This window comes from Lacinutrix sp. MEBiC02595, from assembly GCF_053601555.1.
The window spans coordinates 79,499-105,853 of sequence record NZ_JBSHNU010000243.1 but is presented as its reverse complement, the minus strand read 5'-3'; the positions used below and the strand labels follow the sequence as shown (position 1 = coordinate 105,853).

The window sequence follows — 26,355 nt, the reverse complement described above, 5'->3', positions numbered from 1 at the left end:
TATGAAATGTAAAACATTCACGAATTCAAAAATTAAAAATAAATACGCCATGAAAAGAACGAATAAATTTTTAACGTTAATACTAACAATGGTAGCTGCAATAGCTATCACATCTTGTGTGCAAGATGACGATTATACAATTCCTAGTAGTTTAGGACAAGATGAAAATGATGCTTTAACTGCTATGTTAGCTACCGCTACAGAAGTAGATATGGCTTATGTAAAAGCATTGTATATCGAAGATGGAGAAGGAACAGTTCCTTTTCATGTAGAGAATGATGTGTATGTAAAAGGATATGTGTCTTCTAGTGATAAATCAGGAAACTTCTTTAAAGAATTTTTTCTTCAAGATGCGCCTTCTAACCCAACAGGAGCTTTAAAAATCACTATTGACCAAGTAGATACGTACAACCAATATAACCAAGGACGTGAAGTATATATTTACTTAAAAGGACTTTATATTGGAGAAGAAAGAGTTGGAAACGGAATTACTACTATTGGTGGAGGTACAGAATTCGATCAATATGGTGGTACGGTTACCAGAGTAAATGAAAACCAATTTAGAGATAATATTTTACGTTCTGATGTAACAGAAGAAATGGTTCCTTTAGAAGTAACTTTTGCTACATTAACAGATGAGCAGGTAGGTGTTTTTGTTCAAATTAATGGCGTACAGTTTGCTGATAACTTAGCTGGAGAGCGTTATTTTGATGCGGTTCAAGTATATGATACACAAAGAACTTTACAAGCTTGTGATGGATTTACCTATTCAAATATGTCTTTAGAAACGAGTTCTTTTGCTAATTTTAAAGAGCATTTATTACCAGAAGGTAATGGTTCTATAAAAGCAATTGTAAACAAAACTTTTGATGGTAGTACACGTATTCTAGCTTTAAATGCTGTGGAAGATGTAGATATGGAAGCTACAAGATGTAGTCCTTTAGATTTGGATGAGTTTGAAGTAGTTTATGAAGAAGATTTTGTTGGTGGTTTAAATGGATGGAATGTTATTAACACGGATGGAAGTCAGGAATGGTATCCAGCATCTTTCGGTGGAGTTTCTTATGTTAGAGGTTCAGGTTATGATGGTTCTAATGCAGTTACAATGGTTAGCTGGTTAATCTCACCTTCTTTTGATTTTGATGCGCAAGCGGATGAAAAAATGGTATTAGAAATAGCGGATGCTTTCAGTGACGCAGGAGAAGAGCCTTTAAAAGCTTACTATTCTACAGATTATGTTGCAGGAAGTGATCCTTCTACAGGTACTTGGGTAGAAGTAGGAGCAGCTCAAATTGAAGCGTTACCAATTAATGGTGGATTCTTCGATAATGTATATGATGCTACTAATTTTATTGATCTTTCTGGTGCAACTGGAACTGGTTTTATTGCTTTTGTTTACGATAGTAATGATGCAGCAATCTCTTCCACAAGAGATTTAGGTAATGTTAAAATATTAGCTCCTTAATTAAAATATTAAATTGGCTAATTAGTCTTAAAACCTGCTAACCAAAAATTAGCAGGTTTTATTTTTTAAACCATATATTTATTAAAAAATGACACTTTTCGATACTTTATTCTTTAGCGTATTTAAGCATTATAAAGATGCTAAAAGCAAAAAAGCAAACCAGCTAGCAACCGTTTATATTTCGGTTTTACAATGTGCTTTATTGTTACTTTTAGGTACGTTTTTTGCTGGTTTTTTCAAGCAAATGAATATGACAACAATGTCTCAAGACAAAGCAATTGTCATATTTATATTAGTAGGTATATTTATATTTTTTAAAAACTGGATGCAATATGCAGGTAGAAAACGAAAAGTACTAAACGCTAAAATGCTAAATAAGAAATCCGCTGGATATAGTATTTTTATGCTGTGGTTAATTCCCGTTGCTTGTATAGGTTTATCTGTAGTTATTTATCAAGCGATTTAATTTTTTAGTATAATTTATAGAACACGGAATACTCTTTTACACCTTCTTCAAAGTAACGTACACAGGAAAGTGATCACTATAACCACCTTGATATTTTTTGCCAACGTAAGTTCTAAAAGGCGAACCTTTGTATTTCCCCGTGGAGAGTTTTAAAAAATCTTCATCAAAGATATTGGCTTTTTGAAAAACTAAACCGTTTTCGGTGGTGTCCGAAAAGTTTTTTGTTATAAATATTTGGTCAAACAAAAACCATTGTCTGCGATGTTTTGAAGTTCCTCTAGTAAAAGAACGTAAGGTTTCCATCGGATTAAATAAATCAAAACCACTAATCAAGCGTTTTATACTATTACTGGAAGGATCATCATTAAAATCACCAATAACTATAATTTTAGCTTCCGGATCATTTAGTTTTAAATTAGAAATAATTTCACCAACCTTATTCGATCCAGCCATTCTTTTGTGTTCTGTCTCTCTTTCGCCTTCGCGTCTCGAAGACCAATGATTTACAATAACATGTGTTTTAAAACCATCTAATACACCCGAAACCAGTAAAACATCTCTTGTGTAATCTGGTAAACCTGCATCATTATATAACTCTAATGAAAAATTTTCGGATGCGGCTACAGTAAAAACGGTTTTGTCATAAAGTAAAGCAACATCAATGCCTCGTTCATCTTTAGAGTCGTAATGCACATAATTATAATTACTGTTTTCTAAATGTTTTGAAGCAATGATATCTTTTAAAACCTTTGCATTTTCCACTTCAGCCAAACCAATAATTGCAGGATTTTTTCCGTTCTCCTTTCTTCCTATATTAGAAATTACATAAGCTAGTTTTCTGATTTTATTCTTATAACGTTTAGCGGTCCAACGTTTATCTGCTTTTGGCAAAAAGTCATTATCATGCTTTTGTTTATCATCAAAAACATCAAACAAATTTTCCACATTATAGAAAGCTACAGTATGAACACTAGGATTTACAGGAATTTCGGAATAATCAATCATTAAATAATTTGTTTTATACTAGGCATTTGCCAAATAGGTAAGTCTTGAGGCTCCATATTAACAGCAAACGGGTCTTTTGTCTTTCCTCAAAAATATAAAAATTAAACCGCTTACAATTACAATTGTCCTATCTCCTTCCAAATAACCATAATAAAACGCTCTTTTTCCCTTTCTGCTTCAACATAAAAAGAAATTATAACGAAGGCTATGCTTTATTTAGCTATTTTGTATAAAGAAAAAAATCATCATTTTACTTTATAGTGGTTTAAAAGTAGAAATGGTATAACTTTGTACTTTAATTATACATATGCTAGAAAAGAAAGATATTGAGCTTGAAAAAGCTGTTTTAATAGGAGTAATAACTAAAAGTCAAAACGAAGACAAGTCGCAAGAATATTTAGACGAATTAGAGTTTTTAACATTTACTGCTGGAGGAGAAGTTTTAAAACGCTTTACCCAGAAAATGGACATGCCTAATCCTAAAACCTTTATTGGTAAAGGGAAAATGGAAGAAGTACGTAAATATATTGAAGAAAATAATGTGGGTACAGCCATTTTTGATGACGAACTATCTTCTGCGCAAGAACGTAATATTAGTAAAATATTAGAATGTAAAGTATTAGACAGAACCAATCTTATCTTAGATATTTTTGCTCAAAGAGCACAAACTAGTTACGCTAGAACACAAGTAGAATTAGCACAATGCGAATATTTACTGCCGCGATTAAAAGGAATGTGGACGCATCTAGAAAGACAAAAAGGTGGAATTGGAATGCGCGGACCTGGAGAAACAGAAATTGAAACAGATAGACGTATTGTAAGAGATCGAATCACCTTACTGAAAGATAAAATTAAGACCATAGACAAACAAATGTCGGTACAGCGAGGTAATCGCGGCCAAATGGTAAGAGTCGCGCTTGTGGGGTATACAAACGTTGGGAAATCGACTTTAATGAATGTGGTGAGTAAAAGTAAAGTGTTTGCCGAAAACAAACTTTTTGCAACACTAGACACCACCGTGCGTAAAGTAGTAATCCAGAATTTACCGTTTCTTTTAAGTGATACCGTAGGTTTTATACGTAAGCTACCAACACAATTGGTAGAAAGTTTTAAAAGTACTTTAGACGAGGTTAGAGAAGCAGATTTACTGTTGCATATTGTGGATATTTCACATCCTAATTTTGAGGAACACATAGAATCTGTAAATAAAACGCTGGGCGAAATAGATAGTACAGACAAACCAATGATTATGGTTTTTAATAAGATCGATGCCTATAAAGCAGAACCTTATGATGAAACCGATTTAATTACAGAACGTACCGAAGAACATTATTCTTTAGATGAGTGGAAAAAAACCTGGATGCACAGAGTTGGTAAAGATAATGCGTTGTTTATTTCTGCGTTAAACAAAGAAAACATAGAAGGCTTTAAAAAACGAATTTATGATGAAGTTCGTGAAATTCATGTCACCCGTTTTCCATACAATCATTTTCTGTATCCAGATTATACCGAAGAAGAAGAGTAAATTCCTGTGTAGATAGAAATTTCAAAATCAAAAATCCCAAGCCTTTATGTTTGGGATTTTTTTGTCTAATTTTTTCAAGATCTACTGTTTATAATTATTTGGTTTGACAAACGAAATTTTAATTTAAAATGTAATTAAAACATTACTTCGAGTGCTTTCAAAGCATGAGAAATTGTATCGAGAAGTTGGGCAATTTGCTTTTGGTAGAAAAAACCAAAAACAACCACGCTTTACACGGTATCTTTTTTTTCATGCTTCAAAAAAGGGTGAGACTATTGAGGAATAGTCGAACGGTTGCAATCGTTATCGCAGGCTAACTTGTTAAATTTATTTTTTTTACGTTTTTAATTACGCATTTGCTAAGTTCCTAAATGGCTATTTGCTCCAGCTAATGAAATTAGTTTAGGTTGCAAATTAGGAAGTACTATTTTTTAATGGCGATGTGCGTTCTTCTTATTTTGATAATTTAGGAATACCTTAAAAAAATAGTAGTAATACGATATCGTTGAAGATGACTTATTTTTTGGACGCTAATACGTTTAAGAGGCATGACAAATAATCCTATTTTGTAGTTTAGCGATTTAAAATAGTGACTTGTTAGTTAACGGCGTATAATTATTAGATACTTTTGTAACTAAATAAATCTGTTTTTTCTCGTTATAGCTACTTATGATTAAGCAAAAATTAATTTCATTATTAAAAAGAAAATGGATAAAAAGAGCCATTATAGCAATTGCAGGAGTCTTTGTTTTATGCCTTATTTTTTTCGCTAGTATTTATTTTGGTGCATTTGGCAAATTACCAAACATAAGAGAATTAAGTAATTTAAAACAAGCGGAAGCAACCCAAGTTTTAGATAAAGATAGTAAGCTTATTGGTAAATATTATATTTACGATAGACAACCATTAACCTATCCGGAATTTCCAGAGCACCTTTTAAGCGCTTTAATAGCTACAGAAGATGTTCGTTTTTATGAGCACGATGGTGTAGATAATATTAGTTTGCTTCGTGTTTTTTTTAAAACAATTTTATTTCAAGATAAATCTTCGGGAGGTGGAAGTACAATAACACTACAATTGGCTAAAAACCTGTACGGAAGAGATAATCACTTTGCTTTTAGTACTATAATAAACAAGGTAAAAGAATCTATAGTTGCCAAACGAATAGAACAGATATACTCTAAAAAAGAAATATTAACAATGTACCTTAACACGGTTCCTTTTCCAGATAATACCTATGGCATAGAAAGTGCTTCTCGTAAATTTTTTAGTGTTCCTACATCAAGTTTAAACTTATCTCAAGCAGCAACTCTTGTGGGGACTTTAAAAGCAAACAATTTTTATAATCCGAGACGTAATCTAGAAAACAGTAAGCAAAGACGCGATGTAGTACTGCAACAAATGCTTAAGTATAATTACATAACCGAAACCCAATATACAGCGACTATAAAAGAATCTATAGCTTTAGATTACCAATCTTTTAATCATGATTTGGGCGTAGCGCCTTACTTTAGAGCAGAATTAAAAAAAGAGTTGGCTATTGTTTTAAAAGACTATAAAAAGCCAAATGGAGAAGCGTATAATTTATATAAAGATGGTCTAGTTGTACACACGACATTAGATTATCAAATGCAGAAATATGCAGAAGAAGCAATGCAATCCTATCTCGCAAAATTGCAAGAAGCTTTCGAAGCCTCTTATGGGAAAAATGCACCATGGAAGGTTAATAAGAAACTAATTGAAAATGTAATTAAAAAGCTTCCTTCATATAAAAAATATAAAGCACTTGGTTTAAAAGAATCACAAATTATGGATTCACTTTCTATGAAGCATGAAGTCGAGGTGTTTGATTGGAAAGAAACTAAAACCCAAAACATATCTACCATAGATAGTGTACAGCATTATTTAAAGTTTTTAAACACTGGCATGATTGCTTTAGCACCTAAAACAGGCGCTGTGAGAACTTATATTGGAGGTATAGATTATCGTTTTTTTAAATACGATCACGTTTCCCAAAGTGAACGTCAGGTAGGCTCCACATTTAAACCTTTTGTTTATACTGCAGCTATAGAAAACGGTATGAAACCATGTACCTATTTTTCGCCAGAAGCAATTACCTATACCGATTATAAGAATTGGACACCAACAAATTCTGGAAGTAACGAAGAAGATCCATACATTAATTTCAATCTTGAAAAAGCATTAAGTCAGTCTATAAATACTATTGCTGTAAAAGTTTTAAATGAAGTAGGTATAAATAAAGTTTTAACCCAAGCTAAAGAATTAGGAATCACAAAACAACTTCCTAAAGAACCCTCTTTAGCTTTAGGTGTAGCCGAAATTAATATAAAAGAACTTGCCGGAGCTTATGCTAGTTATGTGAATAATAGCAAGCCTGTTAAACCTTATTTTATTACTAAAATTGAAGATAAGAATGGTGTAGAAATTGTGTCTTTTAAAGCGGAAGTAAAAGAAACTAAAGCATATAGTGATTATACAAGGCAAGTCCTCTTACAAATGATGAAGTCTACTGTTAATTCTGGTACGGCAGCTAGATTGAGATCGACTTATAATCTAAAAAACAATATTGCGGGTAAAACAGGAACAACGCAAGATAATAAGGATGGCTGGTTTGTTGGGATTACTCCTAACTTAGTTACTGTCAATTGGGTTGGTAACGATAATTATAATATAGGTTTTAAAACCACCGGATTAGGTCAAGGTGCAAATTCTGCATTACCAATTTTTGCTAAATTTTACCAGAAATTAAATGCAGATTCCAATTACAGTTCTATAACTAAAAGTCGTTTTGAAAATCCTTCCAATGAAGTTCTTGAAGCATTAAATTGTGAAGAAGAAAAACGAGATGATTTTTTGAAGAGACTCTTTAATAAAAAGAAGAAGGAACGTAAGTTTAATAAAAAGGATTAGTTTTTTGTTTCCTTCTTTTACTGTTTCATAGTTACATGAAGAAAAAATGAAACATATAAATAAAAAAAACGCGCTTCATAGAAGCGCGTTTTTAATAGACTAATTCTCTTTTTCTATAGATTAGAAACCGTAGTTAAAACCTACACCAAATGCTTCTCTAATTTGAAAACCATTAGGGTTTGTATTATCGTCATAGATTGCTTGAAACACTAAGTTAGCAGAAATATATTTGTTAACTGACATAGAAAGATTCATTGTGTAATCGATATCTACATTTTGAGGATCTTCTAAGTAGTTAGAGTATAATGCTACAATGTTTTCCATAGAAATATTCTTTGCTATGTTTAATTTGTAGTACCCTCTTAAAGCAGCGCCTAACTCAAATCGAGAAGTATCACCAGCATCTGTACCAAAGCTTCCAGCAAATTCATCATGTACCAAAATTAATTTAGCAGCAGCAGGAGAAATCATAACATTTAAGTTATCTGATTTTTTCCAAAACATGCCAGGACCAGCTTGAAAATAAGCAGGAGAGAAGAAATGTGAAGTAGTAGCTACACGAGCGTTGTCTACATATAAATATCCTTTATCCATTTGTGTTTTAAAGTTAAAGTATGCTGAGTAATACCAGTTACCAGTTGCTTTTTTACCACCAATAGAGTTGAATTCTATTCTGTCATTCGATTTTGTAAAATCTTCAGCTCCTTTGTTTTTGTTTACTCCGTAATCCACAATTAACTTGTTATCCCAAACATAATCTCCTTTAACTAAGTTTGCATCGTAGTTGATTAATAAGTTAGCAGCAGTATTACCGATACCTCCACCAGTCCATTCGTTGTTGAATGCAGATTGGTTAAATGTCACTAAAACATTACCTCCTTTTCTCCATCCTGGTAAAGCATTAATCTGAGCTTGTAAAGCATTAGCTTCTGCTTGAGCCGCATCTGCGATTGCTTGCTTTTCTGCTTTTTGTGCGTGTAATTCTTCTTTCGTTAATGTGTTTTCATCTGTCTGTGCATTTACTGAAGCTACTCCAATAAATAATGCAGCTAATAAAAATATTTTTTTCATCTTGTTTTGTTTTTTGAAGGGGCAAAAATAAGTATTAAGACAACAATAATGTATAACTGAATTTGCTTTTTCTTATTAAAATAGGTGAAACTGCTTATTTAATCGATGAAGTACTTTTAAAAAGAGGTACAGAAGAGCAAGCTTCGCCAAACATAATGGATTTCGCAACTGATTTTAACTTGCTGGTAATCATTATATAAGCGCTAGAAGGTACTGGTTTTTTAGAACAACCTTTTATAATTATTGGTTTGTCTTTATAAGTCGTAATATCTAAATTGGTAATAATGTCTTGGTATAAATAGGATTCTAAAGTTTCTAAATTACCTAAAACAGTAGTTTTAGCAAATGGTTCTAACTGAATAGTTAAAAGCATGTATGCCCAATCTGGTACTATGGCATCTGTAGTGCAAGTTAATGCTACCAACGCATCTTGGTATTGCGACCAGTCGTGCTTTTTAACGATCGCTCTAAAATCTTTTTCACGAAGAACGAATCCTTCATAAAGCCAGTCTTTAATATCAAAGAGTACGCGTCTGCCTTGCGGATAATAATCCTCAAGATCAAAAACAACAAGTTTACTAGTTGCTACGCGATTTATAATTTCTTCAGCCATACTACGAAGATACGTGTTTTAAATTATTAGTTTTATGTCTGTTCGAGTGAAATGTATTTAATAAATTTTGTAACGATTACGCCTTGACTATGGTTAGTAAAGGAATGCATAGAGCTTAACTATTGAATTAGCAATTAGCCAATTTTTTTTATTAGCTTTTAAGATATTTATTATAGGCTTTTTTACTCTCAAAAATAGTGTCCATTGCTATAGTCTCAGAAGAGGATTCCGTATAAATTCTCAATTCGCGTATTTCCCCAGGTTTAAAATTTAAATTTTCAAAGTTTAAAGTTGGAGTCCTACCATATTCGTAAGGTATTATTTGTAATTTGTATAAGCCATTATCTATCTCTCTTTGAAAATCACCATTAGAATCCGTAATTGTTTTAAATTCTTTGTTGTTTTCTTTATTAATAAAAATTAGTTCCATGCCTTTTCCTACAGGTGCATCATAATTACTCATCTTTCCGGTAATAGAAACAATTGTCGTGTCTGCAATCCCTTTCAAATTATTTTCCTTAATCTCACCATAAAAAAGTGGTTGGAATTTGGCTATTTTAGCTATATAAGGTTTTTGTATTATACAAGAATAAAAACTAATGGATATCAAGGAAACGAAACAACAATATCGAAGTGAAATCTTTCTGTTTTGAATGTGTTTTTTCATAGTACTAGCAACTTATTGGTAACCTTCTGCTTGCAGTGTGAATAATTCGGAATACAAAGATTTGTTTTTCATGAGTTCTTCATGTGTTCCCATTTCTAAAACACGTCCTTCTTCTAGAACCAAAATTCTATCTGCTTGTCTTACGGTGCTAAATCTGTGTGAAATAATGACACTCGTTTTAAATTGGGTTAAACCAATAAAACGGTCAAAAACTTCGCTTTCTGCTTTCGCATCTAGTGCAGAAGTTGGTTCGTCTAAAATCATAACTTTAGCATCTTTCATATATGCTCTTGCTAATGCTACTTTTTGCCATTGCCCGCCAGAAAGCTCTTGTCCTTTTGAAAAACGTTTACCAAGTTGTTGGTCGTAACCAAACTTTAAATCTTGCACGACTTCATTCGCTAAACTAAGTTCGGCTGCATTTTCAATTTTAGATTGGTTGTCAATCTCGCTAATATCACCAATGGCTATATTTTCTCTAACAGTAAATTCGTACTTAAAAAAGTCTTGAAAAATAACACCAAAATATTCTTGATACTTTGCTTTGTCAAATCTGTTAATATTAATACCATCTAATAATATTTCACCAGAAGTAGGTTCGTAAAAGCGTAATAATAGTTTGGTTAATGTGGTTTTTCCTGCGCCATTCTGACCTACAAAGGCTAATTTTTCGCCAGCTTTCATAGTAAAACTAATACCTTTTAGTATTTCGTTATCAGATCCTGGATAAGCAAAATGTACGTTTTTAAATTCAAATCCTTCCTTAATCGTTTCCGGAAGTGGCATATCTTCTTTATGTGCTGGTGCTATAGAAATATCTAAAAAATCAAAATAATCTTTTAGGTATAAAGAACTTTCGGTAATTCTTGTAAACTTAGAAAAGAAGTCTTGTAAGTTTCTAGTAAGTCTGTTAAATGCTCCAGATAAAAAGGTCAATTCCCCTAAAGTAATCACTCCTGAAATCACTCTATATATTATGAAAACGTATGCGCCATAATAACTTAAAGTCCCTAAGACATTAAATAAGAATCCTAAAGCTGAACGTTTTACCGCTAGTTTTTTATTAAGATTATAATATTCATTGGAGAGGTTTTTAAAACGATCGACTACAAAATCGGTTAAACCAAAGAGTTTTATTTCTTTTGCCGTTTTATCGTTTGCGCCAATAAATCGTAAATAATCTAATTCTCTTCGTTCTGCTGTCCAACCTCTTGCTAAAGAGTATTGTTGTTGACTAAACCAAATTTCGTTGATAAACGAAGGAATAATACTTAATACTAAAAGGAGGATTAAATACGGTTCAAAATAAATTAAACCAGCGACTAAGGTGAGTATCGATATTAAGCTTTGTACTTCGCCTAATGCGTTAGACATTAATCCTACGCGACCTGTGGTTTGTGTTCTAGCGCGTTCTAACTTATCATAAAACTCAGAATCTTCTAAAAGACTGATGTTTATTTGATTTGTTTTTTTTATGATTCTTATGGAAGAATCTATGGAATACGAATCACCTAGTAAACTATCGGTTAATGAAATGGCTCTGCTGACTAAATCGGATAGAATAATTAAACCAAATTCTATGGCCACATAGGTCCAAAGTAACGTTAAATCGGATGCATCTACTTTGGTTTGAAGAATTATTTCATCAATAATTATTTTACCAAACCAAAGTATCACTACTGGTAATACGGCACCAATTCCTCTACAAAAAGCAGATAATAAGAAAAGCTTTTTGTTGGTTTTCCAAATCTCTTTAAAGAATCTAGGAATAAAAACTAGTGCGCTAAAAGATTTTCTTAAGCTGGTTTTTTTACCATCTTTAAGAGATTTAGGTGCTTGTCTAGCCATTTATATTTTTTAATTAAAGCATTCCAAGCTCTAACTTGGCTTCTTCACTCATTAGGTCTTGATTCCAAGGTGGATCGAAAGTAATTTCTACTTCTGCGTCTTTTACCTCGTTTATAGATTTAATTTTTTCTTCTACTTCTAAAGGAAGTGTTTCTGCAACAGGACAGTTTGGTGTTGTTAAGGTCATTAAGATTTTTACTTCGTAATCTTCATTAACAAAAACATCGTAAATTAATCCTAATTCGTAAATGTCTACAGGAATTTCTGGATCGTAAATCGTTTTGATAACGGTTACAATTTTTTCTCCTAATGCTGCTGTATCTATAGTTTCGCTCATCGAAATTTTATTTTTTTCGTTCCCATGTATATGAGAATCTTTATTTTTTATTTCCGCGAAAGCGGAAATCTATTTTTATAAAAACACGTGCTGGTATGTACAAGAAGTATTTTTATTGTAATTGTGTTTGGTATGCAATAGCATACAGTTTTAATTGTTTAATCATACTAACTAAACCGTTTGCTCTGGTAGGAGACAAATGTTCTTTAAGTCCGATTTGGTCTATGAAATCGGTGTTAGCTTCTAAAATATCTTTTGGATGTTGATTAGAAAACACACGAATTAATATTGCTATAATTCCTTTTGTAATTATGGCATCACTATCTGCAGTGAAATCTATTTTATCGTCTTTTAACTCTGCATGTACCCAAACTTTACTTTGGCAACCTTTAATAATGTTATCTTCGGTTTTATATTGTGCATTAATTAAAGGTAAATCTTTTCCAAGATCTATCATGTACTGATAACGTTCTTCCCAGTCTTCAAACATGGCGAACTCCTCAATTATTTCGTTTTGTATTTCTTGAATATTCACGTGATTTTATTTTATGCAAAAATACAATTAAGTATTATTTTCAGCATTATAATTATTGCTTTTCACTCAGACTAAAAATAGTATTTACTAAATCTTCAATTTTGGAATTTGGTTTTCCAGCATCAAAAGTTTTAGTACTATATGTTGTACCATTTTTAGTGATTTTTAGTGTTGCTGCTGCGGCTCCATCATATTGATGCGCTGCAGAAGGTGACTCTAGATTTTCTAATTCTTCTAAGTTTAAAACTTCGACTTTGTTAAATATATCTGTCGTTTCTTGTGCACTAAACTTTCTTGCTTCTGTTGCAGAACCTCTTTGTTTTTGAGAAATAATGCTATCGTTTTTAATCTCTACCTTAAAAAAACTACCTCTTGTAGACGAGATATACTCTATAGAATAATCATCTCCTTGGGCTATTTTTGAGTTTAAATTTTTAGTAGCAAAGATAAAATCCTTTTTATTGTTTCTTAAAGTTAGAATATTATTGTCAACGGAAAAATTTGTAGTTCCTTCTAATATTTTTAGAAAGTTTTGTTCTATATCCATATAGCGTTTGCAATGCATTCTTGTAGACATAAAAGTTCCAAATTTTATAGTGTTTCCTTCCGTAGAATACGTTGCAGAAAAGTTATTGCAACCTGCAAACCCGGAAACTTTGTTGTTGGTTGCATCAAAATTTAAATGGCTGTTCTCTGGTAATTCTTTATTGTCAATAAATGACGAAATCATATATTTTCCAGAAAGTGTCTCCGTTTGTTTCGCTTTTATATTGTCTTCTGTATTTGCTGTAGCTTTTGTATTTCCGCAGGATTCAAGAGCTAAAAAAGTTAAGAGTATAGTAATAAATTTCATAATTTTCATTGGTTAAAATTTAAAGTATAATATACAAAAAGGGCGCCAAACTTTACGAAAGCATCATTTTCGCTTTCTTTACTCCGGAAACCAAAACATCAATTTCTTCTTTGGTATTATAAAAAGCGAAAGAAGCACGAACCGTTCCCGGAATTTTAAAGTAATCCATAATTGGTTGTGCACAATGATGACCAGTTCTAACGGCAATTCCTAATTTATCTAAAATGGTTCCCACATCATAAGGATGAATCCCTTCTAAATTAAAGGAAATAACCGAAGTTTTGTTTTTTGCTGTCCCATAAATTTTTAAGCCTTCAATCTCTAAAAGTGCTTTAGTTGCGTATTCTAAAAGTTCATGCTCATAGGTTGCTATGGCATCAAAACCAATAGCATTCATATAATCTATGGCTGCTCCAAACGCGATTCCACCGCAAATATTTGGTGTTCCTGCTTCAAACTTATGCGGTAATCCTGCGTAAGTAGTTTTTGTAAAACTCACTTCAGCAATCATTTCTCCACCACCTTGATACGGAGGTAATTTGTTTAGCCATGCTTCTTTTCCGTAAAGCATACCAACTCCGGTTGGACCACACATTTTATGTGCAGATGCTACATAAAAATCTACATCTAGAGCTTGTACATCTGGTTTTACGTGCGGACAAGCTTGTGCGCCATCAATTAGAACAGCAGCACCAACTTGATGTGCTTTTTCTATAATTTCTTCAATAGGATTTATGGTTCCTAAAGCGTTAGAAATATGATTTACAAAAACAAGTTTCGTGTTTTCGTTCAGTAATTTGTCGTATTCAGACATTACCAATTCGCCATCTTGGTTCATTGGAATCACTTTTAAAATAGCACCCGTTTTTTCACATAACATTTGCCAAGGCACTATATTACTGTGATGCTCTAAAGCAGAAACAATAATTTCATCTCCTTTTTTTAGTAAAGAAGCAAAACCACTAGCTACTAAATTTATACTGTGTGTGGTACCAGAAGTATAAATGATTTCGTGCGCATGTGCTGCATTAAAATGTTTCTGAATGGTATGTCTTGCTGCTTCGTATTTATCGGTTGCTTCTTGACTCAATGTATGTACACCACGATGAATGTTGGCATTGTAATTACTATAGTAATCCACAATAACATCTATTACTTGTTGCGGTGTTTGTGATGTTGCTGCATTGTCAAAATACACCAACGGTTTACCGTTTACTTGTCTTTTAAGTATTGGGAAATCGGCTCTTATTTTCTTCAAATCTAACATGCTACAAATTTACGTTTTGTTTCATAAAACTAGTATAAAGAAAATATAAAAGATAAAATTTATTGTAGTTTTATAACAATGCATTTAAATAAAATGTATCTTTGAAATATGTATAGCAAAGAATTAACAAAAGGAACCTTACAACCTATCATTTTAAAGCTGATTAGTGAAAGCAAAAAAATGTATGGTTATGAGATTACACAAGAAGTGAAGAAATTGACTTCTGGTAAGATCGATATATCGGAAGGCGCATTATATCCTATTCTACATAAGTTGGAAGCTAAAGGCGTTTTAGAAACCGAAAAGGTATATATAGGAAAACGTGTTCGGAAATATTACACGGTCACTTCGGAAGGAAGAAAGGTTGCAGAAGAAATGACACAAGAAATAAATAATTTTATAAGCACCTTAAATTTAATTTTTAACCCTAAACCTAGTATAGAATGCAAATAGAAGACAAACATATTGATTTTATTGAAAAGAGTTTGAAGCTTTACGGTGTAAAATCGGAAAGCTTAAGAGAAGATTTAGTAGATCATATTTGTACCTATATAGAAAGCCAAGATGCTAATGATTTTAACGCCTTGTATCAAGAAGCTTTGCAAAAGTTTGGTGGTTATGCTAGTTTTCAAAATCTACAATTAGAAAGCAATTTTCAGAAAATAGAACAACAAATGACAGTTTTAAGTAAGCTTCAGTTTATTGGAGGTCTTCTTTTAATAATACTTCTGGTATTAGGTTTTACATTTAAAATCATGCATTGGCCCTATGCCAATTTATTTATGCTTTTGAGTTGTGCTGTTTTAGTAATGTTTCTTGCTCCAGTTAGTTTATATGGTCGATATAAAAAATCTATTCACAAATTTTCTTAGACTAAAAACGATTCTAAATTATAAGCAATGCAAAATTTAAAACGGTATTCTACTATTTTCTGTTTATGGATTTGTACTTTTTTAAGTGCTCAAAATAAGTACACTGCAGCGTTGGATAAACTTTTTGAAAAATATCAAAGTACAGATGCTCCAGGTTTCAGTGTTAGCGTTATATCTGGAAAGGAAAGTATATATGCTAAAGGTTTTGGTTTGGCTAATCTGGATTATAACATTAAAAATTCGGACACTACTATTTTTAGTTTGGCTTCTATAGGAAAACAATTTACGGCTTCTGCTATTTGGGTATTAGTTAACGAAGGTAAGATTGGGTTAGAAGAGGATATACGTAAATATTTGCCTGAATTTCCAGAATACCAACAACCTATAAAAATTAAGCATTTATTAAATCATACCAGTGGTATTCGAAATTACCATGCACTAATGGCTTTATCTGGATTTGATTATGATAAAACATATTACGATAATAATATGGTATTTTCCTTAGCGTGTAAACAAAAAGGTTTGAGTCATATTCCTGGTGAAAAAGTAGCGTATTCTAATACGAATTATACTTTGTTAGCAATCCTTATTGAGCGAATTTCTGGGCAAAATTTAAATGAATTTTTAAAATTTAATATTTTAAATCCGCTAAAAATGCATGCTACTTTTGTGCGCGTAGCAAATGGTAAAACAATTAAGAATAAAGCGGTTGGTTACCAAAAACAAAATAATGAATTTGTGTATTCTTCTAGTAATCAATTAAGCTATGGTGCTGGTAGCATGGGATCTTCTATCAACGATATGGCGATTTGGATGCAGATGCTAAATGAACAAATTTTGGAGTTTAAAGGGTTGTCTCAATTCTTGAAAGCTACCGAGATTTTAAGGGATGGTGAAAAAGCAAAGTATGCACGCGGTATTATGATAGATACTTATAAAGATAATATTGTTGTAAGTCATGGCGGATATGCTTTTGGAGGTAGAACGCAATTAATTACTATTGCTGAAAAGCAATTAGGGATCGTAGTACTCACTAATTTGCAATCTATAGATGCGCCAAGTATTGCGTATCAAATTTTAGATATTCTGCTATCTGATGATAATAATAATATAGTAGTTCATAAAGAGGAAGAAGTCTTTAAGCAAGCTAGATTAGATAAATATATTGGCGATTATAAGGAAATTAATAGTGATATGACTATGCAGTTATTTGTGGAGAATGATACCCTAAAAGCTAAAGGGTCGATAGGTAGAAGTGCAACTTCGTTACTGCAATTCGCGGCTAATAAATTTCATAGAAAAGATAGTCAACAAGTGAAATATGATTTTACACCTGCAAGCCATCATGATATGATTATTCTATTTGGTGGTACGCCTTTTTATTTTAAACGTGCTACGTTAATAGATCCAGAAACGGTGAATAGTACTGATTTTGTAGGTTCTTATTTTTCGGAAGAACTTGGTGTTACCTATCGTTTTTTTGTAGCGGATAATGTTTTTAAATTATCTTATAAAAACAATGAAAATATACCTTTGCATCCGATTCAGTTAGACGAATTTGGAAATAATAGCAGAACACTTTATCGTTTTACTAGAGATAAAGAAAATCATATAATAGGAATGCTTTTGTATAGTGAAGGTACTATAAAAGATATTTTTTTTAAAAAAGAAGCGAGTATTAATCGATCCTAATTAGTCTGTTGGAGTTTTTTTAATTCCATAAATTTTATCCATTTTCTTAAACTAAAAACTATGAAAAAATCATTTTATGTTGTTGGCTTTTTAACTTTTTTTATACTTGGTATTGGCGCTATGTTTGAATTTTTAACTTGGCCGTATCGAGGTGTTGTTGTTTTTATTGGATTCTTGTTTTTGAATTTTGGTTTTATACCAATGTATTTTTATCAGAAGTATCAGGGAGTGAAAATTTAGTTTCTAGATGTATTAAAAAACAAAAACGGCAAACATATAATGTTTGCCGTTTTTGTTTTTTAGCCCAGATTGCGGCTTTGTTGGAGCTCCTCGAAGAGAGCGACTGCCAAAATAATTTTTATTCATGAGTACCAAAACTAAAAATAGTAACGCACGAATAAAGCTGGAAATAGCTTCAAAAAAGAATGCTATTTATTATGAGACTCTTCGCTTTGCACTTCGACTGCGCTCAGTGTGACACTCTGAATGATATTTACAAATCAAAACCAATATTTACACCTAATTTAGTTGCGATAAGTTTGTTAATACGTTTCTTTAATTCCGGAATTTTCACCGATTCTAAAACGTTATTTGCAAATGCATACATTAATAAAGCTTTGGCTTCTTTTTCTGGAATACCACGAGAACGCAAGTAAAACATAGCGCTTTCATCTAACTGCCCAATAGTACAACCATGTGAACATTTTACATCATCTGCAAAAATTTCTAGTTGTGGCTTTGAGTTTATCGTTGCTTTGTCGCTTAACAAAATATTGTTATTAGACTGAAATGCATTGGTTTTTTGCGCTTCTTTATTTACCACTACTTTACCATTAAAAACTCCTGTTGCGCTATCGTTAAAAATACCTTTGTAGTCTTGATGACTTTCGCAATTAGGTTCTATATGATGCACTAATGTGTTGTGATCTACGTGTTGTTTGTCGCCAATAATAGTGATACCATTTAATGTAGAATCCATATATTCTCCATTTTGGTAAAAGTTAAGATTGTTACGTGTTAACTTTCCGCCAAAACTAAAAGTATGCACTGCAACATGACTTTCGCGTTTTTGATTCACAAAAGTGCTGTCTATTAAAGATGCGTTAGAATTGTCGTTTTGAATCTTATAATAATCTACAATGGCACGTTTGTTTCCAAAAATTTCGGTGACACTATTGGTTAAAACAGGATTGTCTGTTAAACTTTGGTGACGTTCAATGATTTGAACATGCGAATTTTCGTCTACAACAATTAAGTTACGTGGTTGTTGCATTAAAGCAACTTCGCTTCCTGTAGAGAAGTGTATGATTTGAATTGGCTTATTCACCAATTTATTTTTAGGAATATGAATATAAGCTCCTTCTTGTGCAAATGCTGTATTTAATGAAGTGATGCTATCTTTTGTAGCTACTTTATTAAAATAGTTTTCAATAATTAGACGATATTTTGGTTTGCTTAAAGCAGCAGACATCAAACATACGTCTAGTCCATCATGTGTAGTTTGCGATAAATGCGAAGCGAATTTACCATCTATAAATACAATATTATAGGTGTCTATGTCATTAATAAAATACTTTTTAACATCACTATATTCTATGGCATTTTCTTGTTTTGGGAAAACACTATAGTCATGTTTTAAAATATTGTTTAACGAGGTATATTTCCAAGCTTCTTCTTTTTTGGAAGGAAAGCCTTCCGTTTCAAAAGTTTTTATAGCTTCGGTACGAATATCATGTATTGGACTATCTAAGTCTGCATGATTTTCGAAAGCTAAAAAGGAGGAAACTAATTTTTCTTTTAAATCCATTTTTTTTTAGTTGTTAGTTATTAGTTCATGGTCGCTAGTTTTCACTGTCGACATGAAACCGTAAACTAATTTAACTTAAGTAATTACTATATCTAGCTTAACTAAAAGCCAACAACGAATTACTAAATACTAATTATGCGTTTACTTCTTCTTTAATCCAGTCGTAACCTTTTTCTTCTAACTCATGTGCTAGAGCAGCGGTTCCAGATTTTACAATTTTACCATTGTATAAAACGTGTACAAAGTCCGGTTTTATATAATCTAGTAAACGTTGGTAATGTGTAATTAAAATTACAGCATTGTCTTCGCTTTTTAACTTATTTACCCCATTTGCTACAATACGTAATGCATCGATATCTAAACCAGAATCTGTTTCATCCAGAATAGCAAGTTTAGGCTCTAACATGGCCATTTGAAAAATCTCATTACGTTTCTTTTCACCACCAGAAAAACCTTGGTTTAAAGATCTAGATAAGAATTTTCGGTCTATTTCTAATAACTCTGATTTCTCACGAATCATTTTTAACATGTCTTTTGCAGGCATGTCATCTAAACCTTTTGCTTTACGATTTGCGTTGATAGCCGTTTTAATAAAGTTGGTTACCGAAACTCCAGGAATTTCTACAGGATATTGAAAAGAAAGAAAAATACCTTTGTGTGCGCGTTCTTCTGCAGCAAGTTCTTCGATGTCTTCCCCATTTAAAAGAATGGTTCCATCGGTAACTTCATATTCTTCTTTTCCTGCAATTACCGAAGCTAAAGTACTTTTACCAGAACCGTTTGGTCCCATGATTGCGTGTACTTCTCCAGCTTTTACTTCTAGATTAATTCCTCTTAAAATTGCCTTGTCTTCTACACTTGCGTGTAAGTTGTTAATTTTTAACATATATAATTGAACGTTTAAAATTCTAAATTAATTTTGTTCGGACAGTCTTCTCGATGGATTTTTTCACAAAAATCACTGGGACTGTCGCAAACATGTTGGTTAGAATTTATTTACTTGTTTCCTAATTTAACTACGTTTTCTGCTTGCATTTCAATAGCAGAAATATTTAATATTTCTTTAATTTCTACTTGATTATCCCAGCCTTCTTTTCCTTCTGGTTTGGATTTAATAGCTCCTCGAACTTCTACCATTACGAAGTCGGTATCTTCTTTTTTAAAGTCTTTGGCTTTTTTGTTTAATTCGGTAACTTTATCATTTAAAATAACGCCGTAAATCTCATTTTTAGTTTGTAATACTGCAGCATCTGCATAATATACAAACTCTCCTTTAAGTAAGGTTAAACCGTCACTTTGTTTTACTGTTCTACCATCTTCTGTTTCGGTGGTTTCTGCATTTTCCTTTTTTGCTTCGTTTTTACAGCTTGTAAATGCTACCGCTAATACTAATAAGAATACTAATTTTTTCATAATTATTTTTCCGTGCAAACGGAAATCTCATTTTAATTAAACATTGGTTATATATAATTTAGACTTGTCAAGTCTGTTATATTATCCTACAGAACCTTCTAGAGAAATTTCTAAAAGCTTTTGGGCTTCTACAGCAAATTCCATCGGTAATTTATTTAATACATCTTTACTAAAACCGTTTACAATTAATGCGATGGCTTTTTCGGTATCAATACCACGTTGGTTACAGTAAAATAATTGGTCTTCACCAATTTTACTTGTCGTTGCTTCGTGCTCTATTTGTGCTGTTTTATTTTTAACTTCTATGTATGGAAATGTGTGTGCTCCACATGCATTTCCCATTAATAAACTATCACATTGGCTAAAGTTACGCGCATTTTCTGCACGAGCGCTTACTTGCACTAAACCTCTATATGAGTTTTGTGATTTTCCAGCCGAAATACCTTTAGAAATAATAGTTGATTTTGTGTTTTTACCTAAATGAATCATTTTGGTCCCTGTATCTGCTTGCTGATAATTATTAGTTACCGCAATAGAATAAAACTCACCAACCGAATTGTCCCCTTTTAAAATACAAGAAGGATATTTCCATGTTACCGCAGATCCAGTTTCTACTTGTGTCCAAGAGATTTTTGCGTTTTTCTCGCATAAACCACGTTTAGTTACAAAGTTGTAAACACCACCTACACCTTTATCATTTCCTGGGTACCAGTTTTGCACGGTAGAGTATTTAATTTCTGCATCGTCTAAAGCAATAAGCTCTACAACTGCTGCGTGCAATTGGTTTTCGTCACGACTTGGCGCGGTACAACCTTCTAGGTACGAAACGTAACTACCTTCGTCTGCAACCAATAATGTGCGTTCAAATTGTCCGGTTCCACCTTGATTAATTCTGAAATAAGTAGATAATTCCATTGGGCATTTTACACCTTTCGGAATATAACAAAAAGAACCATCACTAAATACTGCTGAATTTAAAGCCGCATAAAAGTTGTCTTTTATTGGTACAATAGTTCCAATATATTTTCTTACTAATTCTGGGTGTTCTTGTATTGCTTCCGAAATAGGCATAAAAATAATACCTTTTTCTGCTAATGTCTTTTTGAAAGTCGTCGCAACCGAAACAGAATCCACAACAATATCCATTGCGACATTGTTCATCTTTTTTTGTTCGTCTACAGAGATTCCTAGTTTTTTATACATTGCTAATAGATCTGGATCTACATCGTCTAATGTTTTATTAGGATCTACAGCTACAGGAGCCGAGTAGTATGCAATCGCTTGAAAATCTGGCTTTGTATAATTTACATTCGCCCAATCTGGCTCTTCCATTTCTTGCCAAACCTTAAAGGCTTCTAATCTCCAATCTGTCATCCATTGTGGCTCATTTTTCTTTTTAGAAATAGCGCGAACAATATCTTCATTTAATCCAATAGGAAATGTTTCAGATTCAATATCTGTAAAAAAACCATATTCGTATTCTTTGGTTTTAAGCTCTTCTCTTAGATCGTCTTCTGTATATTTACTCATATCAAAAATTTAATTTTAAAGTCTTCCTTACCGGAAGATTTAGATTGGCTTATAGCGAAAAAGATTCGCCACAACCACAAGTTCTATTCGCATTCGGATTATTAAATACGAAACCTGTTCCGTTTAATCCTCCCGAATACTCTAGTGTTGTTCCTATTAGGTACAAAAAGCTTTTTTTGTCGACAATGATTTTTACATTGTTGTCTTCAAACATTTTGTCTTCTTCTTGCTTTTCTTTATCAAATTTTAAATCATAAGATAAACCAGAGCAACCTCCACTTTTTACACCAACACGAACGTAGTCTGTTACTGCATTATAGCCTTCGTCCGTCATAAGTTCTATAACTTTCTTTTTAGCTGTTTCTGAAACTTTTATCATATTATTAAATAGATTATTTCTAAATAGACTGCAAATATACAATATAAGTCATGGATTTCCATATAAGCTTACATTATATTAGTGATGTTTTTATAAGAAAAATCTATTGCTAGATATCGGCTAGTTTGTTAACGTATAAAGCATCTAAAAGCTATAAATGAAAATGATTAATTGGGTTTTATATGGATTTGAAACTTGTGCTAATTTTATTGTTTCTTTTTTCATTGAAAAATAACTACGCATTAAAAATAAGCTTCTTATTTTTGCAGCATGATAGAAGATAAAAATCAACAACGTACCGCATTAAGTGATTTAGGAGAATTTGGACTAATAGACCACTTAACTTCGCAGTTTGAAGTTTCACATAAATCCACCATTAAATCTATTGGAGATGATGCTGCGGTTTTAGAGTTTACAAATAAACAAATAGTGGTTACTACTGATTTATTAGTAGAAGGCGTACATTTTGATTTAAGCTATGTACCTTTAAAACACTTGGGGTATAAAGCGGTTGTTGTTAATTTATCGGACGTTTTTGCTATGAATGCAAATGCAACGCAAATTACAGTTTCTATTGCTGTTTCTAACCGATTTCCATTAGAAGCATTGGAAGAATTATATGCGGGAATTGCAACTGCAGCAAAAATTTACGATGTGGATGTGGTTGGTGGAGATACCACTTCATCTACCTCCGGATTATTAATTTCTATTACTGCTATTGGTGAAGTAGAAAAAGAAGATGTTGTGTATAGAAGTGGTGCTAAACCTAATGACTTGCTAGTTGTAACTGGTGATATTGGTGGTGCTTATATGGGATTACAAGTTTTAGAACGCGAAAAACAAGTGTTTTTGGTAAACCCTAATAGCCAACCAGATATGGATGCGTATTCCTATATTATGGAAAGACAATTAAAACCGGAAGCTAGAAAAGATATTATTAAACTTTTTAAAGATTTAGAGGTAAAACCAAGTGCTATGATAGATGTAAGTGATGGCTTATCTTCCGAAATTATGCATTTATGTAAACATAGTAATGTTGGTTGTGATTTGTATGAAGACAAATTACCATTAGATCCTCAAGTTATTTCTACTTGTGAAGAATTCAATATCGATAGTACAACGGTGGCACTAAGTGGAGGTGAAGATTATGAATTGCTATTTACACTTTCGCAAGAAGACTACCCGAAAATTAAAGCAAATCCTAATTTTACGGTAATTGGTTATATGACAGAACCAAACGTAGGAATGCATTTAGTAACTAGAGGAGAAACTAAAATTCCTTTAAAAGCACAAGGATGGAACGCGCTTAACGATCAAGAATAAGTCTCTTTTCGTTTTACCTTTTTATAATGCACACTTTTTAAAACAGAATTAATCTTTTTAAATTTAGGTGTAAGTGGTGTTAAGTTACCATTAGCACTGGTGGTCATTTGTTTTTTACAATGTTTGCATTGATATTCTTTCACATGCGCTGTGATATCTTTTGAAACTTTAAAATCATGACCAAAAACGCTACAATGAATAGTGTTCATAGAATTTAATTAGCTAGTTTAGAGTTAACTAAGCTAATAGATTTTATTCGGTCTATTAAATAAGTGACTAGTTAATCGACGAAGCGTAAGATTTTTCCTGTAAACGTGATATTTTCCTGTTGTAAATACGTTCTAAGACAGAATTAATTTGTTCAAATTTAGGAGTAAGCGGAATTAAATTACCATTACTGTTAGTCGTTAATTGTTTTTTGCAATTAGCACATTGGTATTCCTTTACATGATAGGTTACTTTTTTGGAAACTTCATATTTGTGTCCAAAAATGTTGCAAACTAATTTTGGAATAAAAGCTGGTTTGATGGTAGGTGTGTTCATTTTATTAGCGTTTGGTTATAGTAAACGTAATAAAAAAAATAACATAAACGGTGAAACGCATGATTTATTCGATGAAATGCATTATTTCATTCAAAAGTAGGATTGGATTTTCTATATGACTCATATGTCCTTCGCTAAAAACTATCGTATTAATTTGGGTGTCTTTAGTTTCTTTAATTAACTTTTCTCCGTTTACTACAGGATCATTTTTCCCTATAATGATACTTCTTTTTCCTTTTAAAGATTGAAATAGCTCTTGTCTGTCTGGTCTTAATCGCATACCTTCTTGACAAGCAATATAACCTTGAACTGGAGTTTTTAGGGCTTCCTTCAAAGCAGCGTCAAATTCCGTTTTATATAATGTTTTACTTTTTTCACTAAATAAATTAGCAAAAGACATACGTACCATATTATTAAAGTTGGTTTGTATCATCTTGTTGGCTCGAGCGCGAAGTAGTTTACGTTCTTCATCATCTGCTTCGTAGGTAGAATTCATTAAACATAAACCCTTTAGATTTTCTGGGTTTTTTTCGGCGAAAGCCAAAGCAGCATAGCCACCCATAGAATGACCAATCATATAATACTTGCGCAATCTTAAATGTTTTAAAACGGTAAGAACAGCTTCTGCCATTTCTTCCATAGTATGTACATATCCTAAGCAAGGTGTTTTTCCGTGACCCAATAAATCGATGCAGATTACTCGGTTTCTTTTGGTTAATTCGGGTAATAGACCATTCCACATCGTGCTGTTTTCTAAAAACCCATGTAATAATATTATAGCAGTGCCTTCTCCTTGATCTGTGTAAAAAACATTAATACCTTTGTATTCTAAAATCATATTTAAACTATCTTCGACAAAGATAAAGAGATTGCTGCCGTTAACAAGAAAGACCAAATATTATTAGCTAAAATGAATAAAACTAAAGAATTATTAATTACAAGTTTCGCCTTGTTTTCGTTATTTTTTGGAGCAGGGAATTTACTGTTGCCTCCACTTTTGGGTTATAATGCAGGAGGAAATTGGTTTTGGGTAACTCTAGGTTTTATAATAACAGCCGTTGCAATTCCTATAATAGGTATTTATGCACATGCTAAATTGCAAGGTACTTTGTATGATTTTGGTAAAAAAGTATCGCCTACTTTTAGTCTTATTTATTGTGTCCTTATATATATTATTGCCGTCGCAATTCCTTCACCACGTACCGCAGCAGCAACACATGAAATTGCAATACATCCAAACTTTGGAACTTCGCCATTACTAACCAGTAGTATTTATTTTATTTTGGTATTACTTTTTGCATTAAACCGCTCTAAAATATTAAACCTTATTGGTAAATATCTGACACCATTTATAGTTCTTATGTTGCTTTTGGTAATAGGTATTGGTTTGTTTTCTGCACAAATGATTCCGAACCCTTCGCAATTTGAAGCACCACTTGTTAACGGGATTTTAGAAGGGTATCAAACCTTTGATGCTATTGGAGCAGTAGTGGTTGGTGCCGTAATTATTATATCTATTAATTTAAGAACCAATGCGTCTTTTGAGGCTAAAAAAGATCTAATTAAAAAATCTGGTCTCCTCGCAGGATTGGGCTTGTTTGTTATTTATGCGGGACTAATTGCTGTTGGTGCATTTTATGGATCAGAAATAGATGTAAATAGTGCATTAAGTAGTGATATGCAACGTGCAAATCTGTTAACAGGAATTAGTAAAAAAGCATTAGGTACTTTTGGTAATACTATTTTAAGTGTGCTAATTGCGTTGGCATGTTTTACAACTGCAGTAGGAATTGTAACAGGAACAGCAGATTATTTTAAAGGCTTAATTAAAAATTCGCAAACGGTTTATGTAATTTCGGCAGTAATTGCTTGTGTCATTGGTGTGGTAGTTGGTCAGTTAGATTTTAATTCCATTATTGTTATTGCATTACCAGTCTTATTATTTATTTATCCAATAACTATTGTATTGATTTTATTAAATGCAATCCCAAATAAATTTGCTTCCAAGGCGGTATTCCGAATAGTCGTTTTAGTAACCTTTATTTTTAGTATTCCAGATGTGCTTAATTTTTTAAGTCCGTCAGACGATTTAACCCAAGTAATTTCAAGTATTCCATTTGCAAATCATAGTTTAGGTTGGGTGTTGCCAGCTTTTATTGGATTCATTCTGTTAAATCTCAAAACTTTTACGACTAAAGCCACATCTAACTAAT

Annotated in this window: 27 protein-coding genes; 10 read left to right on the top strand and 17 right to left on the bottom strand. The window is 32.3% G+C overall.

From position 1 onward, the window contains the following. Positions 1 to 49 precede the first annotated feature (49 nt). Both ACVCZW_RS14145 and ACVCZW_RS14140 read left to right on the top strand, forming a co-directional pair. The gene (locus ACVCZW_RS14145) at positions 50 to 1,465 is read left to right on the top strand and encodes a DUF5689 domain-containing protein (RefSeq protein ID WP_452230338.1); all 1,416 of its coding nucleotides are present in this window, start codon (positions 50 to 52) and stop codon (positions 1,463 to 1,465) included. Positions 1,466 to 1,553: 88 nt separating this feature from the next. Further along, positions 1,554 to 1,931 carry a hypothetical protein gene (locus ACVCZW_RS14140; protein ID WP_452232720.1) on the top strand — a complete coding sequence of 126 codons (378 nt, stop codon included), beginning with the start codon at positions 1,554 to 1,556 and terminating at the stop codon, positions 1,929 to 1,931. A 36-nt stretch (positions 1,932 to 1,967) separates the two neighbouring features. On the opposite strand, the gene ACVCZW_RS14135 is transcribed toward ACVCZW_RS14140, so the two are convergent. Next, the gene (locus ACVCZW_RS14135) at positions 1,968 to 2,936 is read right to left on the bottom strand and encodes an endonuclease/exonuclease/phosphatase family protein (protein ID WP_452230336.1); all 969 of its coding nucleotides are present in this window, start codon (positions 2,934 to 2,936) and stop codon (positions 1,968 to 1,970) included. A 307-nt stretch (positions 2,937 to 3,243) separates the two neighbouring features. Here ACVCZW_RS14135 and hflX point away from each other — a divergent pair, with 307 nt between their 5' ends. Together hflX and ACVCZW_RS14125 are read left to right on the top strand one after the other, a co-directional pair. Beyond that, positions 3,244 to 4,461: a GTPase HflX gene (gene hflX, locus ACVCZW_RS14130; protein ID WP_452230335.1), complete on the top strand. Its 1,218-nt coding sequence runs from the start codon at positions 3,244 to 3,246 to the stop codon at positions 4,459 to 4,461. Positions 4,462 to 5,130: 669 nt separating this feature from the next. After that, a complete protein-coding gene (locus ACVCZW_RS14125; RefSeq protein WP_452230334.1) occupies positions 5,131 to 7,392 on the top strand; it encodes a transglycosylase domain-containing protein in 2,262 nt (753 codons plus the stop codon). A 120-nt stretch (positions 7,393 to 7,512) separates the two neighbouring features. Here the strand turns inward: ACVCZW_RS14125 and ACVCZW_RS14120 are convergent, their stop codons facing one another. From ACVCZW_RS14120 to ACVCZW_RS14085, 8 genes are all read right to left on the bottom strand, one after another. Continuing rightward, positions 7,513 to 8,463: a DUF3078 domain-containing protein gene (locus ACVCZW_RS14120; RefSeq protein WP_452230333.1), complete on the bottom strand. Its 951-nt coding sequence runs from the start codon at positions 8,461 to 8,463 to the stop codon at positions 7,513 to 7,515. A 94-nt stretch (positions 8,464 to 8,557) separates the two neighbouring features. After that, positions 8,558 to 9,076, bottom strand: coding sequence for a DUF2480 family protein (locus ACVCZW_RS14115; RefSeq protein ID WP_452230332.1), 519 nt, complete (start codon positions 9,074 to 9,076; stop codon positions 8,558 to 8,560). Positions 9,077 to 9,227: 151 nt separating this feature from the next. Further along, on the bottom strand, positions 9,228 to 9,743 hold the full coding sequence (locus ACVCZW_RS14110; protein WP_452230331.1) for a carboxypeptidase regulatory-like domain-containing protein: 516 nt from the start codon (positions 9,741 to 9,743) through the stop codon (positions 9,228 to 9,230). Positions 9,744 to 9,755: 12 nt separating this feature from the next. Continuing rightward, the gene (locus ACVCZW_RS14105) at positions 9,756 to 11,591 is read right to left on the bottom strand and encodes an ABC transporter ATP-binding protein (protein ID WP_452232719.1); all 1,836 of its coding nucleotides are present in this window, start codon (positions 11,589 to 11,591) and stop codon (positions 9,756 to 9,758) included. Positions 11,592 to 11,604: 13 nt separating this feature from the next. Continuing rightward, positions 11,605 to 11,928, bottom strand: coding sequence for an iron-sulfur cluster assembly protein (locus ACVCZW_RS14100; RefSeq protein ID WP_055442204.1), 324 nt, complete (start codon positions 11,926 to 11,928; stop codon positions 11,605 to 11,607). 112 nt (positions 11,929 to 12,040) lie between these two features. Further along, positions 12,041 to 12,463: a SufE family protein gene (locus ACVCZW_RS14095; protein ID WP_452230329.1), complete on the bottom strand. Its 423-nt coding sequence runs from the start codon at positions 12,461 to 12,463 to the stop codon at positions 12,041 to 12,043. A 52-nt stretch (positions 12,464 to 12,515) separates the two neighbouring features. Continuing rightward, a complete protein-coding gene (locus ACVCZW_RS14090) occupies positions 12,516 to 13,316 on the bottom strand; it encodes an META domain-containing protein (RefSeq protein WP_452232718.1) in 801 nt (266 codons plus the stop codon). A 52-nt stretch (positions 13,317 to 13,368) separates the two neighbouring features. Continuing rightward, positions 13,369 to 14,583: an aminotransferase class V-fold PLP-dependent enzyme gene (locus tag ACVCZW_RS14085; RefSeq protein ID WP_452232717.1), complete on the bottom strand. Its 1,215-nt coding sequence runs from the start codon at positions 14,581 to 14,583 to the stop codon at positions 13,369 to 13,371. Positions 14,584 to 14,691: 108 nt separating this feature from the next. Between ACVCZW_RS14085 and ACVCZW_RS14080 the strand changes: the two genes are divergently transcribed. From ACVCZW_RS14080 to ACVCZW_RS14065, 4 genes are read left to right on the top strand one after another with little or no spacing between them, the layout of a single operon-like run. Continuing rightward, entirely contained in the window at positions 14,692 to 15,036 is a 345-nt protein-coding gene (locus ACVCZW_RS14080) for a PadR family transcriptional regulator (RefSeq protein WP_452232716.1), read from the top strand. Continuing rightward, complete coding sequence (locus ACVCZW_RS14075; RefSeq protein WP_452232715.1) at positions 15,027 to 15,455, top strand: hypothetical protein; 429 nt, start codon at positions 15,027 to 15,029, stop codon at positions 15,453 to 15,455. The genes ACVCZW_RS14080 and ACVCZW_RS14075 overlap by 10 nt, the downstream gene beginning before the upstream one ends. 27 nt (positions 15,456 to 15,482) lie before the next feature. Continuing rightward, positions 15,483 to 17,147: a serine hydrolase domain-containing protein gene (locus ACVCZW_RS14070; protein ID WP_452232714.1), complete on the top strand. Its 1,665-nt coding sequence runs from the start codon at positions 15,483 to 15,485 to the stop codon at positions 17,145 to 17,147. 60 nt (positions 17,148 to 17,207) lie between these two features. Continuing rightward, positions 17,208 to 17,387: a hypothetical protein gene (locus tag ACVCZW_RS14065; RefSeq protein WP_452230323.1), complete on the top strand. Its 180-nt coding sequence runs from the start codon at positions 17,208 to 17,210 to the stop codon at positions 17,385 to 17,387. A 253-nt stretch (positions 17,388 to 17,640) separates the two neighbouring features. On the opposite strand, the gene sufD is transcribed toward ACVCZW_RS14065, so the two are convergent. The 5 genes from sufD to ACVCZW_RS14040 form a co-directional block, all read right to left on the bottom strand. Then, positions 17,641 to 18,954 (bottom strand): Fe-S cluster assembly protein SufD, encoded by a 1,314-nt coding sequence (gene sufD, locus ACVCZW_RS14060; RefSeq protein ID WP_452230322.1) that lies wholly within the window; start codon positions 18,952 to 18,954, stop codon positions 17,641 to 17,643. 133 nt (positions 18,955 to 19,087) lie between these two features. After that, a complete protein-coding gene (sufC, locus tag ACVCZW_RS14055; RefSeq protein ID WP_452230321.1) occupies positions 19,088 to 19,840 on the bottom strand; it encodes a Fe-S cluster assembly ATPase SufC in 753 nt (250 codons plus the stop codon). Positions 19,841 to 19,950: 110 nt separating this feature from the next. After that, the gene (locus ACVCZW_RS14050) at positions 19,951 to 20,367 is read right to left on the bottom strand and encodes a hypothetical protein (RefSeq protein ID WP_452230320.1); all 417 of its coding nucleotides are present in this window, start codon (positions 20,365 to 20,367) and stop codon (positions 19,951 to 19,953) included. Between the two features lie 81 nt (positions 20,368 to 20,448). Then, positions 20,449 to 21,897 (bottom strand): Fe-S cluster assembly protein SufB, encoded by a 1,449-nt coding sequence (gene sufB / locus ACVCZW_RS14045; protein WP_452230319.1) that lies wholly within the window; start codon positions 21,895 to 21,897, stop codon positions 20,449 to 20,451. Positions 21,898 to 21,946: 49 nt separating this feature from the next. Beyond that, entirely contained in the window at positions 21,947 to 22,276 is a 330-nt protein-coding gene (locus ACVCZW_RS14040) for a HesB/IscA family protein (RefSeq protein WP_452230318.1), read from the bottom strand. A gap of 270 nt (positions 22,277 to 22,546) precedes the next feature. Between ACVCZW_RS14040 and thiL the strand changes: the two genes are divergently transcribed. Then, positions 22,547 to 23,599 (top strand): thiamine-phosphate kinase, encoded by a 1,053-nt coding sequence (thiL, locus tag ACVCZW_RS14035; protein ID WP_452230317.1) that lies wholly within the window; start codon positions 22,547 to 22,549, stop codon positions 23,597 to 23,599. Here thiL and ACVCZW_RS14030 read toward each other — a convergent pair. The 3 genes from ACVCZW_RS14030 to ACVCZW_RS14020 all read right to left on the bottom strand — a co-directional run bounded on the left by ACVCZW_RS14030 (position 23,590) and on the right by ACVCZW_RS14020 (position 24,980). Continuing rightward, positions 23,590 to 23,808, bottom strand: coding sequence for a hypothetical protein (locus ACVCZW_RS14030; RefSeq protein ID WP_452230316.1), 219 nt, complete (start codon positions 23,806 to 23,808; stop codon positions 23,590 to 23,592). The two genes, thiL and ACVCZW_RS14030, sit on opposite strands and share 10 nt — an antisense overlap. Positions 23,809 to 23,875: 67 nt before the next feature. Continuing rightward, positions 23,876 to 24,142: a DUF1660 family phage protein gene (locus ACVCZW_RS14025; RefSeq protein WP_452230315.1), complete on the bottom strand. Its 267-nt coding sequence runs from the start codon at positions 24,140 to 24,142 to the stop codon at positions 23,876 to 23,878. Positions 24,143 to 24,206: 64 nt separating this feature from the next. Beyond that, positions 24,207 to 24,980 carry an alpha/beta fold hydrolase gene (locus tag ACVCZW_RS14020; protein WP_452232713.1) on the bottom strand — a complete coding sequence of 258 codons (774 nt, stop codon included), beginning with the start codon at positions 24,978 to 24,980 and terminating at the stop codon, positions 24,207 to 24,209. Positions 24,981 to 25,052: 72 nt separating this feature from the next. On the opposite strand from ACVCZW_RS14020, the gene brnQ reads away from it, so the two are divergent. Then, entirely contained in the window at positions 25,053 to 26,354 is a 1,302-nt protein-coding gene (gene brnQ / locus ACVCZW_RS14015) for a branched-chain amino acid transport system II carrier protein (protein WP_452230313.1), read from the top strand. The last annotated feature ends 1 nt before the right edge of the window (position 26,355 follow it).

Excerpts from the sequence above, each read along its gene's own strand:
- ACVCZW_RS14145 (WP_452230338.1), top strand. The coding sequence starts at position 50 with ATGAAAAGAACGAATAAATTTTTAACGTTAATACTAACAATGGTAGCT.
- ACVCZW_RS14140 (WP_452232720.1), top strand. The coding sequence starts at position 1,554 with ATGACACTTTTCGATACTTTATTCTTTAGCGTATTTAAGCATTATAAA.
- ACVCZW_RS14135 (WP_452230336.1), bottom strand. The coding sequence starts at position 2,936 with ATGATTGATTATTCCGAAATTCCTGTAAATCCTAGTGTTCATACTGTA.
- hflX (WP_452230335.1), top strand. The coding sequence starts at position 3,244 with ATGCTAGAAAAGAAAGATATTGAGCTTGAAAAAGCTGTTTTAATAGGA.
- ACVCZW_RS14125 (WP_452230334.1), top strand. The coding sequence starts at position 5,131 with ATGATTAAGCAAAAATTAATTTCATTATTAAAAAGAAAATGGATAAAA.
- ACVCZW_RS14120 (WP_452230333.1), bottom strand. The coding sequence starts at position 8,463 with ATGAAAAAAATATTTTTATTAGCTGCATTATTTATTGGAGTAGCTTCA.
- ACVCZW_RS14115 (WP_452230332.1), bottom strand. The coding sequence starts at position 9,076 with ATGGCTGAAGAAATTATAAATCGCGTAGCAACTAGTAAACTTGTTGTT.
- ACVCZW_RS14110 (WP_452230331.1), bottom strand. The coding sequence starts at position 9,743 with ATGAAAAAACACATTCAAAACAGAAAGATTTCACTTCGATATTGTTGT.
- ACVCZW_RS14105 (WP_452232719.1), bottom strand. The coding sequence starts at position 11,591 with ATGGCTAGACAAGCACCTAAATCTCTTAAAGATGGTAAAAAAACCAGC.
- ACVCZW_RS14100 (WP_055442204.1), bottom strand. The coding sequence starts at position 11,928 with ATGAGCGAAACTATAGATACAGCAGCATTAGGAGAAAAAATTGTAACC.
- ACVCZW_RS14090 (WP_452232718.1), bottom strand. The coding sequence starts at position 13,316 with ATGAAATTTATTACTATACTCTTAACTTTTTTAGCTCTTGAATCCTGC.
- ACVCZW_RS14085 (WP_452232717.1), bottom strand. The coding sequence starts at position 14,583 with ATGTTAGATTTGAAGAAAATAAGAGCCGATTTCCCAATACTTAAAAGA.
- ACVCZW_RS14080 (WP_452232716.1), top strand. The coding sequence starts at position 14,692 with ATGTATAGCAAAGAATTAACAAAAGGAACCTTACAACCTATCATTTTA.
- ACVCZW_RS14075 (WP_452232715.1), top strand. The coding sequence starts at position 15,027 with ATGCAAATAGAAGACAAACATATTGATTTTATTGAAAAGAGTTTGAAG.
- ACVCZW_RS14070 (WP_452232714.1), top strand. The coding sequence starts at position 15,483 with ATGCAAAATTTAAAACGGTATTCTACTATTTTCTGTTTATGGATTTGT.
- ACVCZW_RS14065 (WP_452230323.1), top strand. The coding sequence starts at position 17,208 with ATGAAAAAATCATTTTATGTTGTTGGCTTTTTAACTTTTTTTATACTT.
- sufD (WP_452230322.1), bottom strand. The coding sequence starts at position 18,954 with ATGGATTTAAAAGAAAAATTAGTTTCCTCCTTTTTAGCTTTCGAAAAT.
- sufC (WP_452230321.1), bottom strand. The coding sequence starts at position 19,840 with ATGTTAAAAATTAACAACTTACACGCAAGTGTAGAAGACAAGGCAATT.
- ACVCZW_RS14050 (WP_452230320.1), bottom strand. The coding sequence starts at position 20,367 with ATGAAAAAATTAGTATTCTTATTAGTATTAGCGGTAGCATTTACAAGC.
- sufB (WP_452230319.1), bottom strand. The coding sequence starts at position 21,897 with ATGAGTAAATATACAGAAGACGATCTAAGAGAAGAGCTTAAAACCAAA.
- ACVCZW_RS14040 (WP_452230318.1), bottom strand. The coding sequence starts at position 22,276 with ATGATAAAAGTTTCAGAAACAGCTAAAAAGAAAGTTATAGAACTTATG.
- thiL (WP_452230317.1), top strand. The coding sequence starts at position 22,547 with ATGATAGAAGATAAAAATCAACAACGTACCGCATTAAGTGATTTAGGA.
- ACVCZW_RS14030 (WP_452230316.1), bottom strand. The coding sequence starts at position 23,808 with ATGAACACTATTCATTGTAGCGTTTTTGGTCATGATTTTAAAGTTTCA.
- ACVCZW_RS14025 (WP_452230315.1), bottom strand. The coding sequence starts at position 24,142 with ATGAACACACCTACCATCAAACCAGCTTTTATTCCAAAATTAGTTTGC.
- ACVCZW_RS14020 (WP_452232713.1), bottom strand. The coding sequence starts at position 24,980 with ATGATTTTAGAATACAAAGGTATTAATGTTTTTTACACAGATCAAGGA.
- brnQ (WP_452230313.1), top strand. The coding sequence starts at position 25,053 with ATGAATAAAACTAAAGAATTATTAATTACAAGTTTCGCCTTGTTTTCG.